The organism is Pelagibius sp. Alg239-R121 (assembly GCF_947331435.1).
GTDB lineage: Bacteria > Pseudomonadota > Alphaproteobacteria > Kiloniellales > Kiloniellaceae > Denitrobaculum.
Genome location: NZ_CAMZOF010000008.1, coordinates 330,224 through 353,094 on the forward strand (window position 1 = coordinate 330,224; position 22,871 = coordinate 353,094).

Here is a 22,871-nt window from a genome sequence, read left to right on the forward strand (position 1 = left end):
GGTATTAGTTCAGGCTTGGACGCCCGATCGCTGTCGCTTCAATCCTGCTTTCCACAAAAATGCTACGGCCTCCGGCATCTTCGACCGTTGTATCCCGGCGACTTGACTGTATTTCGGGCTCAAAGGCGCCGGCGCTGACGGCGGACTCCCTCGCTAAACGTTCGGCTTCTTCGGTTGCGAAGTCTGTGGCCAAGTCCAACGACGGGAACTCGCGCATAACATTGCTTAAGTGCACCCGGTAGCGGCCCTCGCCGGGTGTGGTGACAGTGGCTGTCGTCGTCTGGGCAACGCTGCTTACAACGGCACCAATTGCGTTGCAGACCTCTGCATGCGACGGGATCGTTACACCTGCACTCAATCGCTTTGCGATCTCGGGATAATAGTTTGCTGCTGGTGCTCCAATCGCGACAACGGGCAGACGCAAACGGAACGCAAATTCGACAGGATCCTCATGCAGCGGGCGATCTGTGTTGGTGTCTCGGCCTACAGCCTGGCGAAGGAAATGCCGACCGACTTCATTTAAACTATCGAGTTGAGCCGAGGGAAAGGTTTCAGCCAGGCTGGCCATAACTAGCAATTCAGCCGACGCGATGACCATTGCTTCAGTGATTGTTTCTGCGAGTTCGACTGGTTCCTCCGGCAAAGAAAGCCCAGCCGCCGCCGCACGGCGGGCGAAGAGCCGGGCGGCAGTTTCGGCGGCTGGTCGCGACCACGCCTGATGTCGGCCCAGGATATGCGCGGCATCGCTGGGCGTGAAACCCGCGACGATAACCAAGCCTCGTTCGACAAGGCGTTGGAACGGTCGTTCCATTGCCGATCCCGAGAGCAAATCTGCGAGGGCGACAGGGCGATCCTGAAGCGCACGCCAAAGACTCCGCTCGGATGAAGTCAGGGAAGATTCAGTGGTGTCGAGTAACCGCTGCTTCAGTGCAAAGAGTCCAGCGTACGCCGGCAGTCGTTCATCGGCGAGCTGTTGTCCGAGGCTCTCCAAAACCTCCGGGTGGTCTTTGGCGAGCAGGGAAATTGGCACGTTTCGTCTCGGACCCAGCGTCAGGCCGGAACCCCGATCCATCTGTACTTCGCTATCCCCTCCCAGGCCAAAAGTCTGAACGGCGATCGCCTGTACCATCGTTCTCCAGCCGCCAATGGTAGCGCCATCGGCGCTCAACAAAGGTCGCCCGTTTCGCAGAACGGCGATGTCCGAGGTTGTTCCGCCAATGTCGACCACCAGCATATCCGACTGACCGGCAAGGAAAGTCGCGCCGATCGTGCTCGCGGCCGGTCCGGACAGCACGGTTTCGATCGGCCGCTTCAGAGCAACACCGGCCGAAATCAGCGACCCGTCACCTTTGACGATCATCAGTGGGGCTTCTATCCGGCGCTCAGTGAGAAGGTTCTGAACCGATAAGATAAGATCCTGTAGTTGTGGAATCAGTCGCGCATTTAACACCGCCGTCAGGGCTCGGCGGGGAGCATCCAGGTTTGAAGCCAATTGGTGAGCGGCGGTTACGGGTCTGCCGGACAGCGTATGAACCAGTTCGCTGACTGCGATTTCGTGCGCCGGATTGCGAACGGCGAAAAGACCTGCAACGGCGAAGGCCGAAACGCTTGGAGCGTAGTGTTCGATAGCTTCTTTCGCCGCCGCGAGATCCAGCGGTGCCGCTTCATCACCAGCGGCATTGTGGCCGCCTTCAATGAATACCACCGGGTCTTTGCCCAGGGCTTCGCCTAAGCCGGCTCGGCCGAGTGCTTTTTTGTCATAACCGATGAGCAAGAGACAGACCGGGCTCCCTTGACCTTCGACCACCGCATTTGTGGCAAGGGTGGTGGAGATCGAAACCAGTTCAATCTTGGTGCCGTCCTGATTTTCTTCGAGAACGGCCCCGATCGCTTCGCCGACACAAAGCGAAAGATCGTGTTTCGTTGTCAGGGCTTTTGCCGAGGCAAGGACTCCGTCTTCTCGACTGAAAAGAACAGCGTCCGTGTAGGTGCCGCCGGTGTCGATTCCCAGAAGTTTAGCCATGCAAAATAAATCCTCAAACCCGAGTGTCTGCGGGCTGTCAAAAGCAAAACCTCCTCTAGCACCAACAGGCAGCGAATGTCTCCCGGAATCACCGAGTCGTTGAAGACCAATTGAGCTGAGCAATGTCGCAGCAAGCAGGACGCGCTCAAACAGTAAATTCAGGCGCAAAACCTGAGTTTAATTGAGTTTCGGCTGTTGCTACAGATGGTCGGCTATGGCGTGAATTGCACAAACAATGTCGCGAATTGGCCTATCTACCAAAAGTAGGTTACCCTCACAATTGGGTGTATAAAAATAAATACGCGCTGGGGGGAGACACTGATGTCGTCAATCACGTCCAAGCTCACAATCAACACAGTATTTATTGTTTCAATGGTGTGCTGCGCCGGAATTGGGATCTGGGGGATCATAAGTCCGGAAGGCATGACAGGAGCGATGCTCGGGTTTACCAACTACGCACTGACCGGTGTCAGTTGGGCTTGGCTTTTCATTTGCTCCAGTTTCCTTTTCCTCTCTCTCTATATGGCGCTTGGACCTTACGGAAAAATCCGATTGGGCAAAGACGACGAGGAACCCGAGTTCTCGACGGTGTCCTGGATTGCGATGCTTTTTGCCGGCGGTATGGGCTCCGGTCTTTTGCTCTGGGGACCGGCCGAGCCGATGTATCATTACATCAGCCCTCCGGGCATGGAAGGCGGAACGGCCGCTGCAGCCCGTCAGTCGTTGGTCATCACAAACCTGCATTGGGGTTTTCACGCCTGGTCGATCTATGCGATCTGCGCGCTGGTGATCGCGTACTTCACCTTCCGCCGTGGCCAGCCATCGATGATTTCAACACCGATCAAGGCATTGTTCTCCGGCCGGGCAGGCGAGGCCATGGGCAACGTTGCCGATATTCTTGCGGTTCTTTCAGTCGTGTTCGGGCTCGCCGGATCCTTGGCTATGGGGACTTTGGCGGTCCGCTCCGGCTCGTTCTACGCCTTTGGTACCGATGAAAGTGTCACGACGGCGATCATCATCCTGGGCATCCTTTTCGTCTGTTACATGCTGTCTGCGACCACAGGCGTCGACAAGGGAATCAAGATCCTGTCGAACGTCAATATGGTGATCGCAATTCTCATCATGTTGCTGGTTCTCTTTGCCGGCCCAACGCGCTTTCTGCTTGAGACCTTCATTGATTCGATCGGTAATTATTTTGCCGGGATATTCACCATGTCGTTCAAGCTCTTCCCCTTTGAAGATCTTGGTGGTTGGAGCGCGGGTTGGACGCTGACCTACCTGATCTGGTGGATTGCCTGGGGACCCTTCATCGGTATCTTTGTGGCGCGCATCAGCCGCGGACGGACGATCCGCGAATTCTGCATGGGGGTCATCTTCGTGCCGACGCTGTTTTCCATGCTGTGGTTCGCCGTCTTCGGCGGCTCTGGTTTTTACATCGAGATGTTTGGTGGTGGTGGCCTCAAGGAAATAATTTTCGAGGACGCGACCAAGGCGTTGTTTGCCTTCTTGGCGTACTTCCCAGGCGGGCACATTCTGAACATCCTGGCTGTGTCTTTGATGTTCATCTTCCTCGTGACCTCGGCAGATTCGGGAACCTTCGTTCTTTCGATGATGACGACCGACGGGAACTTGAACCCACCGATTATGCAAAAAATGGTGTGGGGTACTTTGATCGCTGCAATTACGACCGGGACGATCTTTTCGGAATCCGTGGCAGTCGCGAAAGCCATGGCGATCACGGGAGCGATACCCTTTACCGTGATCGTGTTGTTGCAAATCGTCGGGTTTATGCGGGAAATCAAAAAGGAGATTCCGCAACTCAAACCCATCGAGGCCCGCGGAGAAGCCGTTGGTCAAAGTAGCGGCAGTTGAGCAGAGGAGGGAAAGACTATGTTTAGATCACTTCTAATCGCCGTTCTGGCCTTCACGCTCAGCGCGTGTGGAGACAGCGAGGGTCAGATCAAAATCGGAGCTAAGAATTTTGGCGAAAGCCGTATTCTGGCTCATATGCTGGCCGAACTGGCATCTGCGCAGGGTCTGCCGGTTGCCGGTGTCGTTGATTATCCAAGTACGCAGGCCATACAGGCTGCGTTGAAACAGGGCGATATCGACGCTTATCCCGAGTACAACGGCACCGGTCTCGTCATGCTGGGACAAAACCCGACCGCGGACGGTGACGCAGCCACGAAGCGGGTAAAGGAGTTATACGATCCGCTCGGCCTGTCCTGGCGGCCGCGTATCGGCTTTGCCAACAATTACGGCTTGGCCATGCGTCCCGACCGGGCCGCTGAACTCGGCCTCACATCCATGAGCCAGTTGGTTGCACAAGCTGCTTCGTTAAACGTCGGCATCGAGGACGATTTCATTAAGCGCCCACTCGATGGCTTTCAGCCGATGGCGCAGCGATACGGGTACAATTTCGGCAGCACCGATATTGTGCCGTTGAGCGACCGCGCACAGCTCTACGACAAGCTGCTGGATGGGCAAGTGGATCTGATTGAGGTCTACACCAGTGATGGACAGATCGCAGACTATGGTCTCGTTCTGTTGGAAGACGATCTGCAGTTCTTCCCCGTCTATCAGGCGGCAATCCTGGCAAGTGCTGCCTCACTCGCCAATCATAATGGTCTCGGCGGAGCTTTTGACGCCCTGGCCGGTAAGATCGATATCGAGACAATGCGGGATCTTAACCGCAAGGTCGATATTGAAGGACGTTCACCACGCGCAGTGGCCCGGGATGCCCTGGCGCGTCTCGGGTTGATCGACAGTGGTGCTGTTGAGGCTGACGACCCGCTGTTCATTGCGGCATCGCCTTTCGTGAGTGAGGGCGTTGCGGCCAACGCGGCGCTGCGGGCGGCCAGAAGTGCATTTCAGGGGCGGAACGTTCAAATTCTCCCCAGCCATGCGCCGTTGGAGATGGTTGCGAATGGCGAAGCCCGTCTTGCTCTTGTAGCTTCCGATGCATTCTTCGACGTCACTAAGCCGACGCCAGTACGGAATGAGAGTTTTGAGGCGGTTGCCGTGATCGGACAGAATCTCGTCCACATGGTGACGGCGCAGGGCGGCCCCGCAGACCTGTCGAGCATTACGCGTATTGGCACCGGGCCGGACGGCTCGGCGTCCCATCGTCTCGCTACGGTGCTTGCATCTGGGCTTTCGCTTTCGGCGGAAGTCGTCCCTGGAGAAGTTGAGAATACCGCCGCTTTGCTGGCGAAGCTGACCGACGGTTCGGCGGATGCGGCATTGGTTTCGGCACCGGAAGGGGACAGTGCACTTCTTGCGAGTTTCGCTGATACCAGCTTTCGCCTGTTGCCGATCGAAGGCTGGAATGAAGGCGCCAATCTGGTTCGCTTCCCCTTCATCCGGCAGAACCGGATTTCGAAACTCGTCTACCGCGGGCAGTTCCATCCTGTAGAGACTCTGGGCGAGCAACTCGTATTGGCCGGACCTGCGCCTGACACCGCTGCGATCGTTGGCGATCAGGGGCCTAGCGCGATTGCCGTGGGCCTGTCGCCGATTTCCGGTAATGCGGTTATGGCGCTGAACGAAGCGGTGTCCGGGGCAACCTTGATTGATCCCACGCTGAAGCAGGCCGCTGCGCTTGCGCCGGTGCTGCCCGAACCACCAGCTGCGATCAATCCTGCATCGGATGTTTCTATCCTTAGTCTTCTCGTGGTTGCCATGTTCGTCTGGATGGTGTGGCTGTACATCCGACCAGAGTACCGCTGAGCAAAGGAGATTCTGCTATGACTGCAATTGTACTTGCTCCGATCGACATCACCGATGCTGAGACGACGAAGAAGGTTCTCGAGGCTGCGGTTGCTCAGACCAAGGCCGTTGATGGCGAACTCCACGTTATGACCGTTGTGCCAGACATCGTAAGCGGGCTCGACTGGCGTTACGCCATCAGGGGCGAGACGGGTGGTTCGGCTGAGTTCGACATGTCGAAAGTTGTTGCGGAGTGCCTTGAGCGTTTGAACAAGATCATCGCCGATCAGACGCCTGCCGGTATGTCTGCGAAAACCATTGCCCGTCACGGGACCGTTTATGAGCAGGTCCTGAAGGTCGCTGAGGATATTGGAGCGGATCAAATCGTCATGGGCGCCCATCGGCCGGGACTTGGAGATTTTCTGCTTGGGCCCAACACTGCGCGTATCGTCCGACATGCCACCTGTTCGGTGAACGTGATCCGGATCTGATCGAGTGGAGTCTTTGAGGCGGCTTTTTAGAAGTAGATTTGACCTTCATGTCTGTCGTAGGTCTCCTGCGGCCTTATTCCAGTACAAATGCGATGCGACAACTGACCTGCCGCGGTTTGGTCCGATATCGAAAGACATTCGCTATCATCAGGCACCACCAAGAGTTTGATGAAGTACGACGACGCGAATTGGCATTACAATGGCGAATTTCCGTCTGAATCGCCGCGAGAATTTGGTGGTACCCATATCGCCTTGTTTCTCAAGTGGTGTTTTATGCAAGGTTGGGCTGGTCAGTTTCATCTAGATGAAGCGCCGCGCGATGTACAAAGGGTCGCGGAGGGCGATCTTGCTGCTACCGAATTCTTTTTCGAGCATTGCGACGGAAAGCTCACAGACGAGGATTTAAGCGCTGAGGGAAACAATTTTGCTGAACAGTACTACGGGGATGATGGGCTTTATCTGACCGACTTTGCTGACAACTTCGCACAACAGATGTATGTGGAACCTGAAGAGGCGCACGATTTCACAACATTCGCGTCAGTCTTAGACACACGCCTTAAAACAGGAATACTGACAGAGCAGCAAGCAAAAGCGGCTCGGCCGTGGTGGAAATTATTTTAAGTTCCAGAAGTGCGTTACGACAGGGCGCTAAGCAAATTCATTGCTGCCTGGCAGTTAGTTCCTTCTCTGAAACATAATGAAGATGTCCGGCATCGTCGGTCCAACCAAGGGCGCCAAACCCAGCCTCGTTCGTGTCGGCCTTTCTGAGCCGGGTTTCGGGTGTCTCCAAGTGCTGAATTTCGAGCAGCGTGTAAGGACGCTCGTACAGCCATTCGCGGTTCTCAACGGCGTATAGATCGGGATTGGGGAGCTGTTCATTGGACCAACCGTAGAAGTAGAGACAGAACTTCCGCTGTGGCAAGATCACCTGCTGTACCGACATCAATCGCATGTTGAGCTGGTCTTCGCAGACAGCTTTCATCGCCGGTAAGTCGGTGACTCTTAAGGTCACATGTGCGAGGACAGCCTGGGCAGAGATGGGGTGGTCGCCGCGCTTTAACTCAACTGTTTTGTGGTTTCCTTCGAACCCCTGTTGAAGCAATTCAATTGGAAACCCGTTGGGATCATGGATATGACAAAGATATCCGACATCAAGGAACTGTCGGGGCTCCGAAACGGAAAGACCTCGCTCGCGCAGATAGGCAACTGCGCCATCAAGATCGCGAAGCGCGATACCGATCTTCCAGTATAATCGATCACCGCTTGAGTCAAATGCCTGGCAATCCTTCCTGTGAAACTCCAGGAGACACTGCCGATCATCGTATCCAATGACAAATCCTTCATCCGATTTAAAGCCTCGCATGCCGAGGAGGCCGCAATAGAAAGCCTCCAGATTTTCAAAGCTGTTTACGGTCAAGCGGTTCCGGGCGATCTTCATCTCAGAATCTTCGGTTCGTTGATATTGATAATTCTCCTTCTAAAGGGCAGGGGGCGCAATCACCAGGCGTTGTTGAATGCCATAATCCTCAGCAATGTCGAGAGTCTGAACTCTTGATCTCAGTGAATCGCAAAGCTAGCGCCCCTACGCCATCCGCGTTATATCTATTGCTACAAAAAAGGTAGCATATGAGTGACGAGATGACTTCTGACCACGTGCCGCCTGCACGCTGCGAAACGATAACACTTGCAGGCGAAACCGCGCCCTGGATCGTGATGTTGCACGGTGTTTCACAGGATCGACGGATTTTTGATAAACAAGTCGAGGAATTTTCCGTGGACTTTCGCTTGTTGTTGATTGACCTGCCAGGTCACGGATTGTCTTCCGATCTTCCGGGTCCTTACGGTTTGGAGGCATTTGCCGAAAGTATTCATGGGACACTGAAGGAAGCCGGACTCGAGCATTCACATTTCTGGGGTACGCATTTAGGGGCCGGCGTGGGGCTTTTACTGGCCTGCCGCATGCCGCAGTTTTTCAGGTCGCTGATTCTTGAGGGGCCCGTCTTTCCGGGACGGTCATTGCCTGCGGTAACGAATTTTCTCCGCGAGGTCAGCGAGACTACGCGCACGGACGGGATCCAAGCCGCACGGGATCTTTGGTGGAATGAAGGTAACTGGTTCGCCATCATACGCGCTCGCCCTGATCGCTGCCGTGCGGCTGAACACCGCACAATCATCAACGACTTTCTGGGACAGCCCTGGTTGGATAGCGGCCTCGCCAATCGACCAATCTCCCCAATCGACGATCAGCTGAGCGCTTTAGACGTCCCCGTGTTGATCATGAATGGTGAACATGACCTTCCAGACTTTCATGCGGCGACAGAGCAACTGGCGACTGTACTTGCGAACTGCCGGTGCACTGTTGTCAAGGATGCCGGGGGCTTTCCGCTGTGGGAGTACCCTGAACGGATAAACGATCAAGTGCGCCTGTTCTTGAAACACCTTTGAATGAATTTGCATCTGCCTGGGTTAAGTCAGCCCCGCGATTGACCAATAGCCCATCGTCGATAAAACCGCTGCCACCAGCCCCACTGACCGAAGTGGATGTGCGTCGAGCGGTAATGCCCATTTTAATGTACGTAGGATGGCGGGCGCGCGGACCGCAATCGAAAAGGTAAACCAGGAAAGAAGATAGGCCCAAAGCCAAAACGAGCTGATGATGCTGGAGTAAATGTAAACACAGGAAATGTTCTCGAATTGCAGACCGCCCCAAAGAGTTGCTGGAACTGCGAGGAATGCATCACCCAGGTTACCGCCGAAACTTCCGTCCGAGGCAAAGGATCCGTACACCGCGCCTGTCGCGATCACGAACAAACCGACCTTCATGGCGAGGTCTTTGAGAAGGAAGACCGGCAAATAGCCAATCCGCGGCGCGCGTTGCATCTGCGCGACGACTTCGCGGCAATAAGCAAGACAGAGGTAATCAACGACAAAGTTTACGAAGAGTGTCGTCACGCCGATTTGCTTACTGACGGCTTCACGCTGAAATGGGTCTGAAAACAGACTCTGAGCGAAGTCAGGAAGCTTTATCAGGTACGTGGCGAAGAAAAAGGCGACCGCGAGCAGGGAGGTCACTGATGCAAGCAGGATGAACCTGACCCGCAAGGCATCCGCACCATATACGCGGTCGAACGCGCGTCCGAAGACCTGAGGCCATTCTGCACCTGGTTTTGTAACCTGTGCCCCTTTCAACACCTTTGAAAGCCATTTCAATAGGGCAGGAGAAAGTGCCTCTTCTCCCTTCCAAAAGAATGTCAGTGTCACGCCACCGAATGCGATGCCAGCGGCTGCGAAGCTATATAGGCTCTGAAGGTTGTCCATGATGGAGTTCAGCCGATTGTGTTCGTGACTCAGTCTCTGATCGCATTGAGGAACTTCAGCAGGAAGTGATCCGGTCTGCCGTCTTCAGCATAGCGGATGTCATGCACCAAAATTGAAAAAGAATATGAGCTGTTTCGAATTGATGGATTTGGTTAGATGCCTGAACTGACAGCAGTGCAGGCATGGACGACGGGCTTCTTGATTATGTAAGTTGAAATTTCGTGTCGCGCTTAATCGAGTAAACAAGAATTTGAGAGACGCTTTCGCCGTCTTCCGACAGAGGCAGGAAGATTGTCGATTCATTGCGCCAGCGGCCGTTCGGAGTCTCGTACTCCAGGGGATCGTAAATGAATGTTCGTTCTCGACGCACAAACTCGTAGGTCTCTACAACGTCTTCGAGACTGGGGCCAAAAAAGCCATCTTCGACGCGTTTGCCGGTCGGATCAAATCCGCGGAGCCAGACTTCATCGGTGCCGACAACCCGGTACCTGAAATTCCCCAATCCCTCGGGATTGGTTCCTTCGACATCGACCAGGAGGATTCCGGGAAGATGGGCAACGAAATCTTCCGGTCTAATATCCCCCCGTTGTGGCATCAGGCGGTCACCACGCTGTTTGTCCCAATAGCGAAACAAGTCGGCGATCTGTTCAGGGCAATTGGCAAGTAAGGCGCGACTGGTGGTATAGCGCGGACCGTTCTTGGCTCTTTGTTCGTCGCCGTTCTTGTCAGACATGAACTCTCCCGGGCCTGGCGCGCAAAAAGGAACGTTTGTCCGTTCGCTCGGCCGCTACGAGCAATAGTAGCAAGGTTGGCAAAAGTAATACAAAAATTAGAGCCTACGGGTGCCTCAACTTTCTGTATTGCGTCCTGTCCATCGAGTGCCGTTGTCCTTCAACGAGACGATAGATGGATTCCCGCCAGCATGCAGCGCACGGATCCGCCGGCCATCTCGATGGTCGGGACATTCAGCGGCAGGAGTGAAGCGCTCTTTTCAATTATTTCGATCTGCTCGTCGACAAGTGCGCCGAAGGCCCGCGCCGATAGTGCCAGGATGCGGCCGTTGTTTCCCTGTAGTTCGATGGCATTGCCGGCAAACTGCGCGATCTGGTCGTTGTCCAATCGGATTACCTCGCGTCCCGACTCTTCGAAACGCCTGACGATTTCGTTCCGCCGCGTGGTGTCCGCTACCATGTCCAACCCGATCATGACGAAGTCCGTTGCAATACACATGAGCACGTTCGTGTGATAAATCGGCGTTCCCTCGCCATCACGAGCCTCGAATACCATCGGCTCGTAATTGAAATGGGTGCAGAAGCGCTCCAGCGCGACAGGATCCGTTCGGTTCGATTTCGCGGCATAGGCCACACGGTCGATGTGGTCGAGGACCATCGCTCCGGTGCCTTCCAGGTACAGACCGTCCGGCTCCAAACCGGAGTAGTCGATAATGTCCTGAACACGGTAGCGGCCCTTTAACATATCAATAATATCCGGGCGACGTTCCTTCCGCCGGTTTTCCGCAAACATCGGATAGATGGCGACGTGCCCTCCAGGGTGGGTGGAAAACCAATTGTTGGGGAAAACAGAGTCCGGTGTCTCTTGTGTCTCGTCATCGAAAAGGTGCGTCGTGATACCTGCAGTCATCAGGGTCTCGGAAGCGGCACAAACTTCCTGGTACGCCGCTATTGCGATTACAGCGGGATCAAGCGTAGGGGCGCTGGATTGGAAGGCGTTATCTGCCGCGGTTTCGTGGTTGGGCGCGAAGTGATGAGGGCGGATCATCACGACGGCTGAAGGCGCCTGAGCGCTTTTTCGATCCATATGCCGTTTCTCTTTATAGAGGGAGTGAGCACTGCTTGATAGCCTTCAGGCGGCTTCTGACGCACGCATGACCATACCGAAGAGGTCGCGTGGGTCATCGGGGTCGGCCAGCATGTCCAGATCCTGGAACTGGCCCGTGCGTGCAAGTTGATCCCGCACATAGCGCAAGGCCGAGAAATCCTCGATAGCAAAGCCAACGCTGTCGAACAGTGTGATCTGGCGGCTGTCTTTGCGCCCTGTGGCTTCTCCGCGCATGACCTGCCACAATTCTGTGACAGGATAGTCGGGCGCAAGCTGTTGGATTTCGCCTTCGATCCGGGTCTGTGGCGTGTATTCGACGAAGATATCCGATCGCAACAGGATGTCGCGGTGGAGTTCCGTCTTGCCTGGGCAGTCACCGCCGACGGCATTGATGTGTTGACCAGACCCGACCATATTGTCGGTCAGGATGGTGGCGTATTGCTTATCGGCGGTAACGGTCGTGATGATGTCGGCGCCTTCGACCGCTTCCTGTGCGGATGCGCAACGCACGATCTCGAAACCCTTGGCGCGGAGATTGCTTGCACATTTTTCGGTCGCAGCCGGATCGACATCGAAAAGGCGCAGTTTGTCGACACCGAGTACGGCCTTGAAACCGAGAGCCTGGAACTCGGACTGTGCACCGTTGCCGATAATTGCCATGCAGCGCGAGCCTTCCGGCGCCAGATATTTTGCCGCGAGCGCGGAGCTTGCCGCGGTCCGCAGGGCGGTCAGAATAGTCATCTCCGACATAAGGACCGGATAGCCGCTGTTGACGTCCGAAAGAACGCCGAAAGCGGTCACCGTCTGCAAGCCTTGCTGCATGTTTTTCGGGTGGCCATTGACATATTTGAAGCCATAGACCTCGCCGTCGCTGGTTGGCATCAATTCAATCACGCCTTCCGTGGAATGAGAAGCAACGCGTGGCGTCTTATCAAACAGTTCCCAGCGTTTAAAATCTTCTTCCAGATAGGCAGCAAGCCCAAAGAGGAAGGGCTCAATCCCAACGTCGAGTGCGATTTTCATCATGTGATCGACGCTGACGAAGGGAACGAGATTGAGATTTGGTAGTGCTGTATGTGTCATGGGATTGGCCGTTTTAAATCTGAAAATCACTGGGAGAGGGCGCTTTGCCCAAGGTAAGCGCAGCGTAAAATGGAATGGTGTTAGAAAAAATGGCAGTTTATTATAAAAAAATGAGCCAAAATTATCGATATGACAGAATAAATTGACGTTTCGTCAGATTCCGTAGAACTCTGCTCGTTAAACTCGGTTCAATGTGGGGCTTTCAGGGACAGCGATGAAGAGAAATCCGTCCATGCACATTTACGATGGGCTCGACCGCGAGCTCATCTCCCTATTGCGGAACGACGGTCGGGCACCGCTTTCAAAGTTGGCTGATGCGCTCGGTGTGTCGCGGGGAACGGTACAAAACCGGCTCGACCGCTTGTTGGAAAATGGAACGCTGCACGGCTTCACAATTCGGGTGCGCGAGGATTATGAAGCTGACGATATTCGTGCGGTCATGATGATCGAGGTTGCGGGGAAGTCGACCTCTCAAGTGATTAAGAAACTACGCGGCATGCCGGAGCTCCAAAAACTGCACACGACAAACGGTTCCTGGGATCTCGTCGCCGAAGTTCTGACAACCAATCTTAGCGAATTTGATCGGGTTCTTCGTGAAGTGCGAATGATCGACGGCGTTTTGAACAGCGAAACCAGCATCTTGCTAAGTTCGGTTTAGATGAATCCAAACGACTATGTAGTGAGCGGCCTCGCCGCGGTTTTCAGGTCTTCTTCGAACCTTCTTAAATTGCCAAGCGAGATTGAACGATGACTCAGCCCTTGGTTCCTTTCTATTTTGGCCTTGGAAGCCGTTACTCATACCTGGCATCAACTCAGCTAGAGCGAATTGAGCATCAAACGGGCTGTCGGTTCGAATGGTTCTCTTTGCAGTCAGGCGAATTAATTCGGCGCGCCAATGGCGGCCATTCCCCCTTTGGAGAGGCGGCCCCCTCGGGCCAGTACGACTGGGATTACCGCCAACGAGATGCCGAAGCCTGGGCCCGCTACTACGACGTTCCCTACCGTGAGCCTCGTGATTTCCGGATGGATCCGGCCGACCTCGCCAGAGCCTGCTGGGTAGCGGATCGCCATGGGCAGCTTCAAAGTATGAGCCGCCGCATCTTCGAGGCCGTTTTTGTAGAAAATTTGGCTGTTTCCAGAGACCTGCTGACTGATTTTGCAATGGCCATCGGACTCGATCGCCAAGACTTCATCAACGCTCTCGATAGCTCTTCTGTGATTACCAAACATGAGGCTGTTTTGCAGAGGGCAATCGGAAATGGTGTCTTTGGGGTGCCAAGTTTTCTCGTTGATGGCCAGTTGCTTTGGGGTAACGATCGATTGCCTCTGTTGGAGCACGCCCTGAAACGTCTAAGCGATAGTGAAGACACAGTGGTTTGATTGCTCAAAAAGCGAGAGCCGGCTTTGTAAGCTGAGGTTTTCACGCTAGAATCATCCCATGTTTAACTCTGCCAAAGATCAAAAAGGCTCTGCGCTTCCGATTATCGATATGGCGCCATTGTTCGGCGATTCCGACCAAGAGCGCGCCGAAGTTGCTGGGACCATTCAGACAGCCTGCCGCGATAGCGGTTTCTTTTACGTCACGGGCCACGGGATAGCGCAAAGGACATTGGACGAATTGGACGTTGCCAGCCGGCGTTTCTTTGCGCTGCCCACGAAGCGCAAGATGGCCATTGCCATGTCTGAGGGTGGGTTGGCTTGGCGCGGATTTTTTCCGGTTGGGGGAGAACTCACATCAGGACAGCCCGATATCAAGGAAGGACTGTACTTTGGGAGCGAACTGGCCTCGGATCATCCCAGGGTAAAGGCTGGCTTCCCATTGCACGGTGCGAACCTTTGGCCGGATGAAGTGCCGGAGCTGCGAAAAACAGTCACTGATTACATGGAGGCGACGACCCGTGCGGGGGCAGCGCTCTTGGAGGGAGTCGCACTCAGCCTTAATCTGGAGCCCAGCTATTTCGCCGCCCATTATACTGCGCAGCCCACGGTACTGTTTCGAATCTTCCATTATCCGGCGCCACCTGCCGAACGGGTCAATTCCTCCTGGGGCGTCGGCGAACACACCGACTATGGACTGCTTACGTTGCTTGCTCAGGACCGCCACGGTGGTCTGCAGGTGAAAACCCCTCACGGCTGGATCGATGCTCCGCCGATCCGGGGAACACTTGTCTGCAACATCGGTGACATGCTGGACCGACTCACTGGTGGTTGGTTCCGTTCCACACCACATCGTGTCCGTAATGTCAGCGGCGAAGATCGCCTGTCGTTCCCGCTGTTTTTCGACCCGGATTTTGTTGCCGAGATGCAGCCACTTCCGCAGCAGGCCGCCAGACCTGCTGAACAGGATGTCGCGCGGTGGGACGGCGCCGATCTTCAAGCCTTCAAAGGAACCTACGGCGATTATCTGATCGGAAAGGTCTCAAAGGTATTTCCAGAGTTGGGCGAGAAGGTCCTCTAGCTCCGGGAATTAATGGCTGACTCATGCTGCGCGTTGGGCACTGACGCACAGTAACAAACGTTCTCGGCTTAGTAGTCGAATTTCCAGAACACACCGACTCGCCCACTGGCGTCCTGTCCGACGTCGCTTTCGACCGAAATGTTCGGCGTGACTTCGACCTCAACCGTTACCTTGGTGCTGGTAGGGTCCGCCCCTTGGGTGACGCCGACGAAAACATCGTCGGTTACATATTTTCCGGCGCGGACTTCGACTTCGCCGCTTTCCTGGTTGGTACCGGCGGTCAGAACGTCCACGCCAACCGTCTTGCGCACCAGACCGATAATACCTTCGCCTGACCCAAGTTTTCCTGAAACCGACGCAACCGCTTCTGCGAGCTGAAGCGCCTCAACGGGAGACAGCTGCCCAGTCGACTTGCCGAACAGGACCTGAGCAAGGATTTCGTCCTGAGGCAGCTCAGGTTCGGAGGAAAGATTGATCTCAGGGCTTGATGCAGTCCCCGTAATCGCGACGATTGCCTTTAAGCCGTCTGCTTCGTAGACGGCCGACAGGTCCAGATCGGGATCAATTTCCTTGCCGCCAGCCAGAGAGACCTTGCCTTTTTGAAGGGCGAAGCTCTTGCCGGCGAAGGTAAAGTCACCGCGCACAGGACTCAGATCACCTTCAATGACCGGAGCGTCGGCTGTGCCTTTAATCTTGAATTGACCGGACCATTCGGATTCCAGGCCACGCCCACGGATGAAGACACGTCTGGGCATGGAGAGAGTCAGATCGAGATTTACGGTCGCTGGCGGGGAGGAAGATTCTTCGGTTTTTTCGGCTGCCTCAGGGTTGGTTTCGCCGGGGCGATTGCGCTCTTCCACCGGCAGATCGACAATCGAGGGAGGCAGAGCACCGCCAATGTTGATTTCAACGAGATCGGTGGTGACATCTCCATTGACGGATAGCTCGCTCGGCGTTCCAGACAGATTAATCGTGCCGCCGGCCTGAGCAAGAATATCGTCCCGACGTAGCAGGCGTGCCTTTGCCAGATTGGTCGTGAGTTCGATGCCGGGGTTGGTGCCGTCCCTCAGATCAATCTCGCCCTCGGCGGTAATTGTTCCGTCTTCAGAGTCCTTGGCAGAAAGTGACAGCACCACCTTTTCCGGTCCGCTCAAGGCTGCAGTGAAACTTAAATCCGTCAACAGCGTGCCCAATTCAAGGTTTTCGTACCGGCCTTCGGTCAGTGTCGCGGTTCCATCAAGCTGGGGACCTGAAATGCTGCCCGCCACCTTTACGTCGGCCGCGATTTTTCCGGCCAACAGATGCTCATCGATCGCGAGAAGTGGCCAGAGTGCCGCCAGATCGCCGCGTAGCGTCAGGCTCGCATCCATCGGCTGATTTTCCGGAATCCGCGCTACGACAGGATCGAGCGCAACATCCACCGGAACGGAACCTTTGGTCTTGATTGCCGTGTCTTCGAGGCCGGCGATGTCGCCAGAAAAAGTGAGACGACCGTCGGTCAGGTCACCCGCAAGCGTACCGTTCAGCGCAGGCAAATCCACAAAATCTTCTCCCCTTGGCTTCACATTCACCGCGGCGATCTGAAACTTTCCGCTGGCTTTGCCGGCCGCGAACCCGAAGCGAACCTGTCCGTCAAGCACGCCATCCGTGGCCAGCTGAGGATCAGCGAGCGCCAAAAGGGTGAGGGGCAGTTGGGTGAGCGAAAGATTGGTGTCGGCGGATGTTGCTCCGAGTTCAGCCGCTGCGTTGATCTCTCCCCCGTCAACGTTGAGTTTCAAGCCCTCCAAAAGCATTCCCTGTTCGTTCTGACGCAGGAGCAAAGGCTGAAGCAGTTCAATGGCCATATCTTCGAAACTTCCGTTCAAGCTGGCCAGCATGACGGTCGTAGACTGGGGCAGGAGTTCCACTTGACCGTTGCCCGAAAATTCCAGGGCAGGGGATGCAGATTTATTGATATCAAAACCGAAGGACACTGCTTCCGCGGTACCCCCGGCTTTCAGTTCCAGCGCATCGAGTCCGAACCCGCCGGCCTGGAAGTTGCTCCCAGTCGCGGTTGCTTCAAAGATCGGAGCACCCAAGAGATCTCGGGCTCGTGCCTGTGCCTTCAGATTTGCAAGCGACGGAGCGGCGCTATCACTTGGGTCAAGCCGCAAGCCTGTCGCATCCAATGTAATCGAGGCATCTTGCCGGGCGCCATTTGCAGCGAGCGTTGCAGAGAACTCGATCGCCCCAGAAGCGGCCTGGCCGGCGAGGCGGGCAAGACTGGTCAGATCCGGTATCTGACCGTCAAATGCTCCACTAACCGGGGACCCGTCCAGTGGAACAGAGACCTTGCCGGCGATCCGGTTTTCGGCATGCGTGAGGGTTAGGCCTGAAATATCGAGACGGTCACCATCAGCGAGCGCAAAGTTCGTCGCAAGCTCGACGGTCGCTTCCGAGTTTATAAGCCGGCTCTCTAAGCTGCCCTGAGGAGCAGACAGGAGCTGTGATACTGCGTACTCGCTTTCCAGTACACCGAGCGCAATACCATCCAGACTAAAGCCGGTTAGTTTCGTAGTGCCGGAAAGTCCAGGGTCTTCCAGAGTGCCTTCCAATTGACCGGCGATTCCGGCGGTACCGGCTAGAGCAACACCTGCTATATCGTTAAGCGCTGCCAGGTCCGGAACATGGGTTTCAAAACTGGCTTGGAGATTTTCAAGAGACAGGGGGATATGAGCAGTCGCCGTTGCTTTTGCGAATGCCGTGTTGAGTTCAAGCGCCGATATCCTCAGATCTTCAGGTGTTGCTTCAATCGCGGCCTGCAGGTCAACGACTTCTCCGATCAACTGCTTTAATTGAGCATCACCCGGGTCGAGGTCACCTGTTACGGCCTTGAGCTGAAGTGAGGCACTCTGCTCAAAGTCTTCGGTTGCTACGTCGGCGTCTAATTTGAGTTGGCCGGTCACAGGCCCGAGCAGAGACAGATCGTTGAGCAGGAGTGCAAACTTGGCATCTGCTTTGCGGCTTCGAAGCCCCGCTGTTCCTGCCCCTGACAATGTAAAACCAGCTCCAGTGGCTTCTATCTGCCGAGCCTCTGCGTGCTGATCAGGAACATCCAAGAGTAGGTCGAAATCGACGTTCAGGCGCTCCCCAAGGAGCGCGGAGGCTTCGGTTGGCAAACCGTTGATGTCTTCGATTCTTGCTGTACCTTGCAGAGGCAGGCGTTCGAGCTGTTCGAGGGAAACTGTGGTCTGGGCGTCACCCGCAAACTTGCCGAAGGAAACTTCCGGTGTGACCGAAAGACCTTCGGCCTGAAGAGCGAGCTCAGCCGAGAGCTTCTGCAGATTACCTGTAAAAGAAACATCGATTTGCGCAGTTTCGAACTCTGCAGGCGCTATCAGTGGGGTGATTGCCGCGTTGTCCGCGGTTACAAGCTTAATCTTCCCGGCGATAGCTTCGTCGGGTACCGCGAAGGTACCTTCGGCGTCGAGCCGGAAGGCTGATGACTGAACCGTCGCCGACTCTATCCCGATTTCTTGGTCTTTTCCCGACCAGGACAGAGTTGTTTCGATGTCCAAACGGGGCTCAGCCAGGGGCGCCATATCTTTGGGCAGGAGCCCGGTAACGCGCGTGCTGCCCTGCAGATCCAACTGGAAGCGCTCATTCTCTGTCAAGCCGCTGGCCTGCGTCGTCACCAAGAAGTCGGCGCTGACCTGGTCACCGGCCGTGCCGAGAATCTGTCCCTGCCAGGACGCGATAGAGCCGTCACCCAAGATCGAGAGCTCGACAGGAGGGACACCCGGAATTTGGAGCGTCCGTGCGATAAGGCCGTTTTCAGGCTCTGACAGGGCGATATCTACCCCGAGCGTTTCCTTCACAGGATGGAACTCGACCAGGCCTGTTAAGGATGCCTCGCCGCCTTCCAACTGCTGCAGGTCCAGTTTGCTGCGAACACTCTCCTCACTGGCGGCGTTCAAGGTCATCGCAAGACGGAATATGGCTTCCTGCCCGGCAAGCTCTTCTGTAAGTCGGATACGCGAGATTTCCAGGGAATTCAGGCTGACATCGACAGGAAGACTTGGGATGCCATCGGCACCACCGACATCAGGGCTTGGCGGCAATCTCGGTTCACGCAGGACATCCAGGCTCTGTAAAGCTACATCGCCGATCGTGACTCGTTTGTTCAACAGGTCGGACGGAGACCAGGACACAGTCAGATTTTCGGCGATCAACCAGTCGCCAGTTGGATCAGCTAAGGTGATTCTTGCTATTTGAAAGCTGGAAAAGAGACTGCCCTCGATCTTTCCGAGCGACAGTTGCAATCCACCTTCCTGGGTAACGGCGGTCTCGATCTGTTGCCGAAGCGCCTCGCGGCCGAAATCGGTTTGTGTTGCGCCGAAAAGTAACCCACCGGCAATCAGCACGAGCAGTAGGGGGGCCGCAAGCAGCGACAGGACGATGAGGCGACGGCGCGACATTCTAGAAGGCTTGGCCGAGACTGATGTAGAACTGGAAGGCGTCATCGATGTCGCTGCTGCGGCGGTTTACCGGTACGGCTACGTCGAGCCGTAACGGACCGACCGCGGTATAGTAGCGGAAACCGAGCCCCGCCGCCCACTGAAGCTCTTCCCCGAGGTCTGGCACTTCGTCATCGAAAACGTTGCCACCCTCGACGAAGGGCACGATGCCGATATCCTCAGCGACTTTGATCCGGGCTTCAAACCCGAGTTCCACGACCGAACGCCCGCCCAGCGGGTCGTTGTCATTGTCCAGGGGGCCAAGCGTGCGGAACTCATAACCACGGACCGAGCCGCCGCCACCGGCGTAAAAGCGCTTGGTGGCCGGAATATCGTCGGTTTCCTCGCCAGCAATGGAACCAAGCTTGCCGCGTGCGGCCAGAATCAGGCGATTATCGTCGATAACGGAGTAATAGGTGGAAGCATCGATTTCACCGCGTACAAAGTTCGTCGATTCAGTAAGAACTCCGACATAAGGCGTGATGGCGGTGCCGATGCGGAACCCGCTGGTTGGGTCCAGCAAATCATCGCTGGAATCGTAGCGCGCGGTCAGAGGCAGGCCGACCAGAGCAAAGGTGTCTTCGCCATCCTGATCGTCGATGATCGAGTATTCGAACGAGGTCCCCGCACCGAGCGTCCAGTTGTCCCGCCATTTTCTCTCAAGACCGATAAAACCATTAATTGTCTGTTCTTCGAAGGCATCGCTGTCTTCATGTTTGATGCCGGCGCTGGCCTTGAGGTCCTGGTCGAGCTGCCAGATATCAGGCTTGATAAAGCTGCCGGAGAGCTCCTGCCGAAGTTCGGCAATGATGAGATCTCCGCGCAGGCGTTCGGCCCGGCCGAAGATGTTTCTGTGTTCCCAGTAAAAGCGGGTTCCGGCGCCTTCACTGGACGAGTATTCGACACCGGCACCGATCGAGCGCCGCTCCCGCTCAACGGTCTCGACAATGACCGCAAGCTCACCGTCCGCGCCGACGTTTTCTGCTTCGCGGACCTTCACGGATTCGAATAAACCGGTTCCTGAGAGCTTGCGCCGCAAAACCGCCATGCGGCCGCGGTTAAAGATCTCGCCGCGAGGCCATTCGGCGAGACGGCGGAGGTAATCCTCCTCGACCTGTTCAAGGCCTTCGAAACTCAGAGCGCCGAAACTGGCAGGGGGACCGCCATCAATTGAGAGCGTGACGCTCATGGTCATAGTCGCATGGTCGACGACTGCCTTCTGATCCAGAACTTCAGCGCGCGGGAAGCCCAGGCTGCCCAACAGGCGGATCGCCTGGCGTTGTGCAGCGACAATGCTCTCGGCACGCGCTGCCATTCCCGGTTTGATGCCGAGTGCCACGGGATCGATAGGCGCGGGGTCAGGCCGACCGGCGACCGTCTGAAAATCGACCTTATAGCTTTCCAAATGAAACAGAGGACCCGGGGTTACGGTTATGGTGACCTGAGGCGCGGTTGAGGCTTCCTCAATCCGGGACGTGATCTCGTTGGCGTAGTGTCCCTCTGAACGCAGGACTTTGTCGAAAGCCTCGAGGTCTTTTTCGACGCGCCGTTCGAGGGCCGCAAAGCTGGCCGGGGGTTTCTCTTTCAATCTTTCCAGCTGGGAGGCTTCAAGCAACAGGGAAATGAGCGCATCATCTTCGGTACCGTCGATTTCGAGCTCATAGGCCAATGTATCTTCATCGGCTGTTTCGCCGCCCCCTTTCACGGCCTTGCCGGTCTCATCCGTGGCTTCGGGCCGATACCCATCCGAGGCATGTTCACCGGCCTTCTGTGCCAACGCCGGAAGGGTTCCATAGGCCGTCCCCGTCAGCATCGCTGTCAGAACCATCAAGAGTGGAAACTGCGGATGACGGGGTGAGAGAAGCGCGCCAAACAAGATAAAGCGCCTCAAGCGACGGTACAGAGAGCCGCAGCCCGATCCGTCAATTTGTTTCCAAATGACAAGATCATGCTCTAGGCGCCTGATTTGACGGAATTTTTATGTTTGGCGAACGAAGTCATTATCGCCAATGTAGCGATTAAGCCAGCTCGGGTACATACTATTGGTGTACGTGATTTTACGGATGCGCGAGGGCGCGACCGTCAGTCTTGCACCGGAAAGCCTGTCACTTTCCGGTGGTTGCCTTTGGTGGAAAAGCGAGAATTCAGATCAGCTTTATGATTCGCTTACGCGTTGAATGGCAGTTTCAATCATGCGGCTTGCTTCTTCGGCTTCTCCCCAACCCGTTACCTTGACCCATTTCCCCTGTTCCAGGTCCTTGTAGTGCTCAAAGAAGTGCGCGATCTGCTCGCGCAGGATCTGCGGCAGGGAACGATAGGATGTGACGTTCGAGTAGAAGGGATGCAGCGCGTCGACGGGCACAGCCAGAATCTTTTCGTCCTGGCCGGCTTCGTCTTCCATGATCAGCACACCGATTGGGCGCGCACGCACGATGGCGCCAGGCACAACGGCGTGGGTGCCGGCCACCAGCACATCGATGGGATCGCCGTCGTCGGAGAGCGTATGCGGCACGAAACCGTAGTTGCAGGGGTAGCTCATCGAGGTATGGAGGAAGCGATCCACGAACATGGCGCCCGACTCCTTGTCGAGCTCATATTTGACCGGTTCTCCGCCAAGCGGCACTTCGATAACGACATTTACGTCCCACGGCGGGTTTTGGCCGACCGAGACTTTTTTGAGATCCACGCTGCTTCTCCATCGGATCGAGAGAAATGTTGCAGTGCAATATGACGTTTTTCGCGAAGAATACAAGCTTCTCGAGCGCTGTAGGAGCCGCAGGTAGTGCTCAGGAGTGAAATTCAGCCTACGGCGAGCTCTTCAAGCAGGTCCGCAGTCGTCAACTGCCGGCAATAGCCCTTGATCGTCCGCAGAGAGTTGTCGTGACGCTCCTGATTGTATGTGGCACAGGCGTCCGGAACCAAGGTGACAAGATATCCCAGGTCGCAGGCGTCTCGGATTGCGGATTCCACGCATTGATCGGTGATCAAGCCGGAAATCACAAGTTGGCGGACCCCGAGATTGCGGAGGATGTAGTCGATGTGCGTAGACACGAAGACGCTGGAAGAGGTTTTGGGAAGCACGATCTCGTCCTCGCCAGGGGCAATCTCATCGATGACCTTGCCGTCCCAGGCACCCTTGGGGACATGAAAGCCGGTGATCTTATAGTCCAGGCTACGATCCCGTCCGTCCTTGGTCAGGCTTTCGATCGTGGTATAAAGCACCTCCAGTCCCGCGGTTCTGCAACCAGCCTGAAGCTTTTGCATATTCGGAATTGCAAGGCTGTGCAGCCGGTCGAAATAGTAGCCGTATTTGCCTGCCATTTCTTCGTCGGTGAGATCTTTGAACTCGCCGCCGTCCCGGCGTACGCACCAATTCTGAACATCAATGAACAGCAAAGCCGACTGATTTGCGATCAATGGTACGTCGCGGCTCAATGCCTGGGGTTGCGTCACAG

General features: G+C 55.7%; 18 protein-coding genes. 8 read left to right on the forward strand and 10 right to left on the reverse strand.

The features are described from left to right. Positions 1–4: 4 nt before the first annotated feature. Positions 5–2,023: a hydantoinase/oxoprolinase family protein gene (locus tag QMZ18_RS25800; RefSeq protein ID WP_282609253.1), complete on the reverse strand. Its 2,019-nt coding sequence runs from the start codon at positions 2,021–2,023 to the stop codon at positions 5–7. Between the two features lie 321 nt (positions 2,024–2,344). Between QMZ18_RS25800 and QMZ18_RS25805 the strand changes: the two genes are divergently transcribed. From QMZ18_RS25805 to QMZ18_RS25820, 4 genes are all read left to right on the forward strand, one after another. Then, positions 2,345–3,895 carry a BCCT family transporter gene (locus tag QMZ18_RS25805; RefSeq protein ID WP_282609254.1) on the forward strand — a complete coding sequence of 517 codons (1,551 nt, stop codon included), beginning with the start codon at positions 2,345–2,347 and terminating at the stop codon, positions 3,893–3,895. A gap of 18 nt (positions 3,896–3,913) precedes the next feature. Beyond that, the gene (locus QMZ18_RS25810; protein ID WP_282609255.1) at positions 3,914–5,752 is read left to right on the forward strand and encodes a glycine betaine ABC transporter substrate-binding protein; all 1,839 of its coding nucleotides are present in this window, start codon (positions 3,914–3,916) and stop codon (positions 5,750–5,752) included. Between the two features lie 17 nt (positions 5,753–5,769). Further along, a complete protein-coding gene (locus QMZ18_RS25815; protein WP_282609256.1) occupies positions 5,770–6,222 on the forward strand; it encodes a universal stress protein in 453 nt (150 codons plus the stop codon). 168 nt (positions 6,223–6,390) lie between these two features. Further along, complete coding sequence (locus tag QMZ18_RS25820; RefSeq protein ID WP_282609257.1) at positions 6,391–6,843, forward strand: hypothetical protein; 453 nt, start codon at positions 6,391–6,393, stop codon at positions 6,841–6,843. 37 nt (positions 6,844–6,880) lie between these two features. On the opposite strand, the gene QMZ18_RS25825 is transcribed toward QMZ18_RS25820, so the two are convergent. Continuing rightward, positions 6,881–7,660, reverse strand: coding sequence for a VOC family protein (locus QMZ18_RS25825; RefSeq protein WP_282609258.1), 780 nt, complete (start codon positions 7,658–7,660; stop codon positions 6,881–6,883). A gap of 200 nt (positions 7,661–7,860) precedes the next feature. Here QMZ18_RS25825 and QMZ18_RS25830 point away from each other — a divergent pair, with 200 nt between their 5' ends. After that, positions 7,861–8,667 carry an alpha/beta fold hydrolase gene (locus tag QMZ18_RS25830; protein ID WP_282609259.1) on the forward strand — a complete coding sequence of 269 codons (807 nt, stop codon included), beginning with the start codon at positions 7,861–7,863 and terminating at the stop codon, positions 8,665–8,667. 21 nt (positions 8,668–8,688) lie between these two features. Here the strand turns inward: QMZ18_RS25830 and QMZ18_RS25835 are convergent, their stop codons facing one another. The 4 genes from QMZ18_RS25835 to QMZ18_RS25850 all read right to left on the reverse strand — a co-directional run bounded on the left by QMZ18_RS25835 (position 8,689) and on the right by QMZ18_RS25850 (position 12,462). Further along, positions 8,689–9,540, reverse strand: a complete 852-nt coding sequence (locus QMZ18_RS25835; protein ID WP_282609260.1) for a hypothetical protein — start codon at positions 9,538–9,540, stop codon at positions 8,689–8,691. A 202-nt stretch (positions 9,541–9,742) separates the two neighbouring features. Next, entirely contained in the window at positions 9,743–10,273 is a 531-nt protein-coding gene (locus QMZ18_RS25840) for a PAS domain-containing protein (RefSeq protein WP_282609262.1), read from the reverse strand. Between the two features lie 158 nt (positions 10,274–10,431). After that, a complete protein-coding gene (ctlX, locus tag QMZ18_RS25845; protein WP_282609263.1) occupies positions 10,432–11,358 on the reverse strand; it encodes a citrulline utilization hydrolase CtlX in 927 nt (308 codons plus the stop codon). 45 nt (positions 11,359–11,403) lie between these two features. Beyond that, on the reverse strand, positions 11,404–12,462 hold the full coding sequence (locus tag QMZ18_RS25850) for an ornithine cyclodeaminase (RefSeq protein WP_282609264.1): 1,059 nt from the start codon (positions 12,460–12,462) through the stop codon (positions 11,404–11,406). A gap of 214 nt (positions 12,463–12,676) precedes the next feature. Between QMZ18_RS25850 and QMZ18_RS25855 the strand changes: the two genes are divergently transcribed. The 3 genes from QMZ18_RS25855 (at position 12,677) to QMZ18_RS25865 (ending at position 14,920) form a co-directional block, all read left to right on the forward strand. After that, positions 12,677–13,120, forward strand: a complete 444-nt coding sequence (locus QMZ18_RS25855) for an Lrp/AsnC family transcriptional regulator (protein WP_282609265.1) — start codon at positions 12,677–12,679, stop codon at positions 13,118–13,120. An 89-nt stretch (positions 13,121–13,209) separates the two neighbouring features. Further along, positions 13,210–13,842 (forward strand): 2-hydroxychromene-2-carboxylate isomerase, encoded by a 633-nt coding sequence (locus QMZ18_RS25860; protein WP_282609266.1) that lies wholly within the window; start codon positions 13,210–13,212, stop codon positions 13,840–13,842. A gap of 58 nt (positions 13,843–13,900) precedes the next feature. Continuing rightward, the gene (locus tag QMZ18_RS25865; protein WP_282609267.1) at positions 13,901–14,920 is read left to right on the forward strand and encodes an isopenicillin N synthase family oxygenase; all 1,020 of its coding nucleotides are present in this window, start codon (positions 13,901–13,903) and stop codon (positions 14,918–14,920) included. A gap of 68 nt (positions 14,921–14,988) precedes the next feature. Here the strand turns inward: QMZ18_RS25865 and QMZ18_RS25870 are convergent, their stop codons facing one another. The 4 genes from QMZ18_RS25870 to QMZ18_RS25885 all read right to left on the reverse strand — a co-directional run bounded on the left by QMZ18_RS25870 (position 14,989) and on the right by QMZ18_RS25885 (position 22,869). Further along, entirely contained in the window at positions 14,989–19,377 is a 4,389-nt protein-coding gene (locus QMZ18_RS25870) for a translocation/assembly module TamB domain-containing protein (RefSeq protein WP_282609268.1), read from the reverse strand. Position 19,378: 1 nt separating this feature from the next. After that, a complete protein-coding gene (locus QMZ18_RS25875; protein WP_282609269.1) occupies positions 19,379–21,292 on the reverse strand; it encodes an autotransporter assembly complex family protein in 1,914 nt (637 codons plus the stop codon). A gap of 279 nt (positions 21,293–21,571) precedes the next feature. Beyond that, entirely contained in the window at positions 21,572–22,102 is a 531-nt protein-coding gene (ppa, locus tag QMZ18_RS25880; RefSeq protein ID WP_282609270.1) for an inorganic diphosphatase, read from the reverse strand. 113 nt (positions 22,103–22,215) lie between these two features. Beyond that, a complete protein-coding gene (locus QMZ18_RS25885) occupies positions 22,216–22,869 on the reverse strand; it encodes an isochorismatase family cysteine hydrolase (RefSeq protein WP_282609271.1) in 654 nt (217 codons plus the stop codon). Positions 22,870–22,871 lie beyond the last annotated feature (2 nt).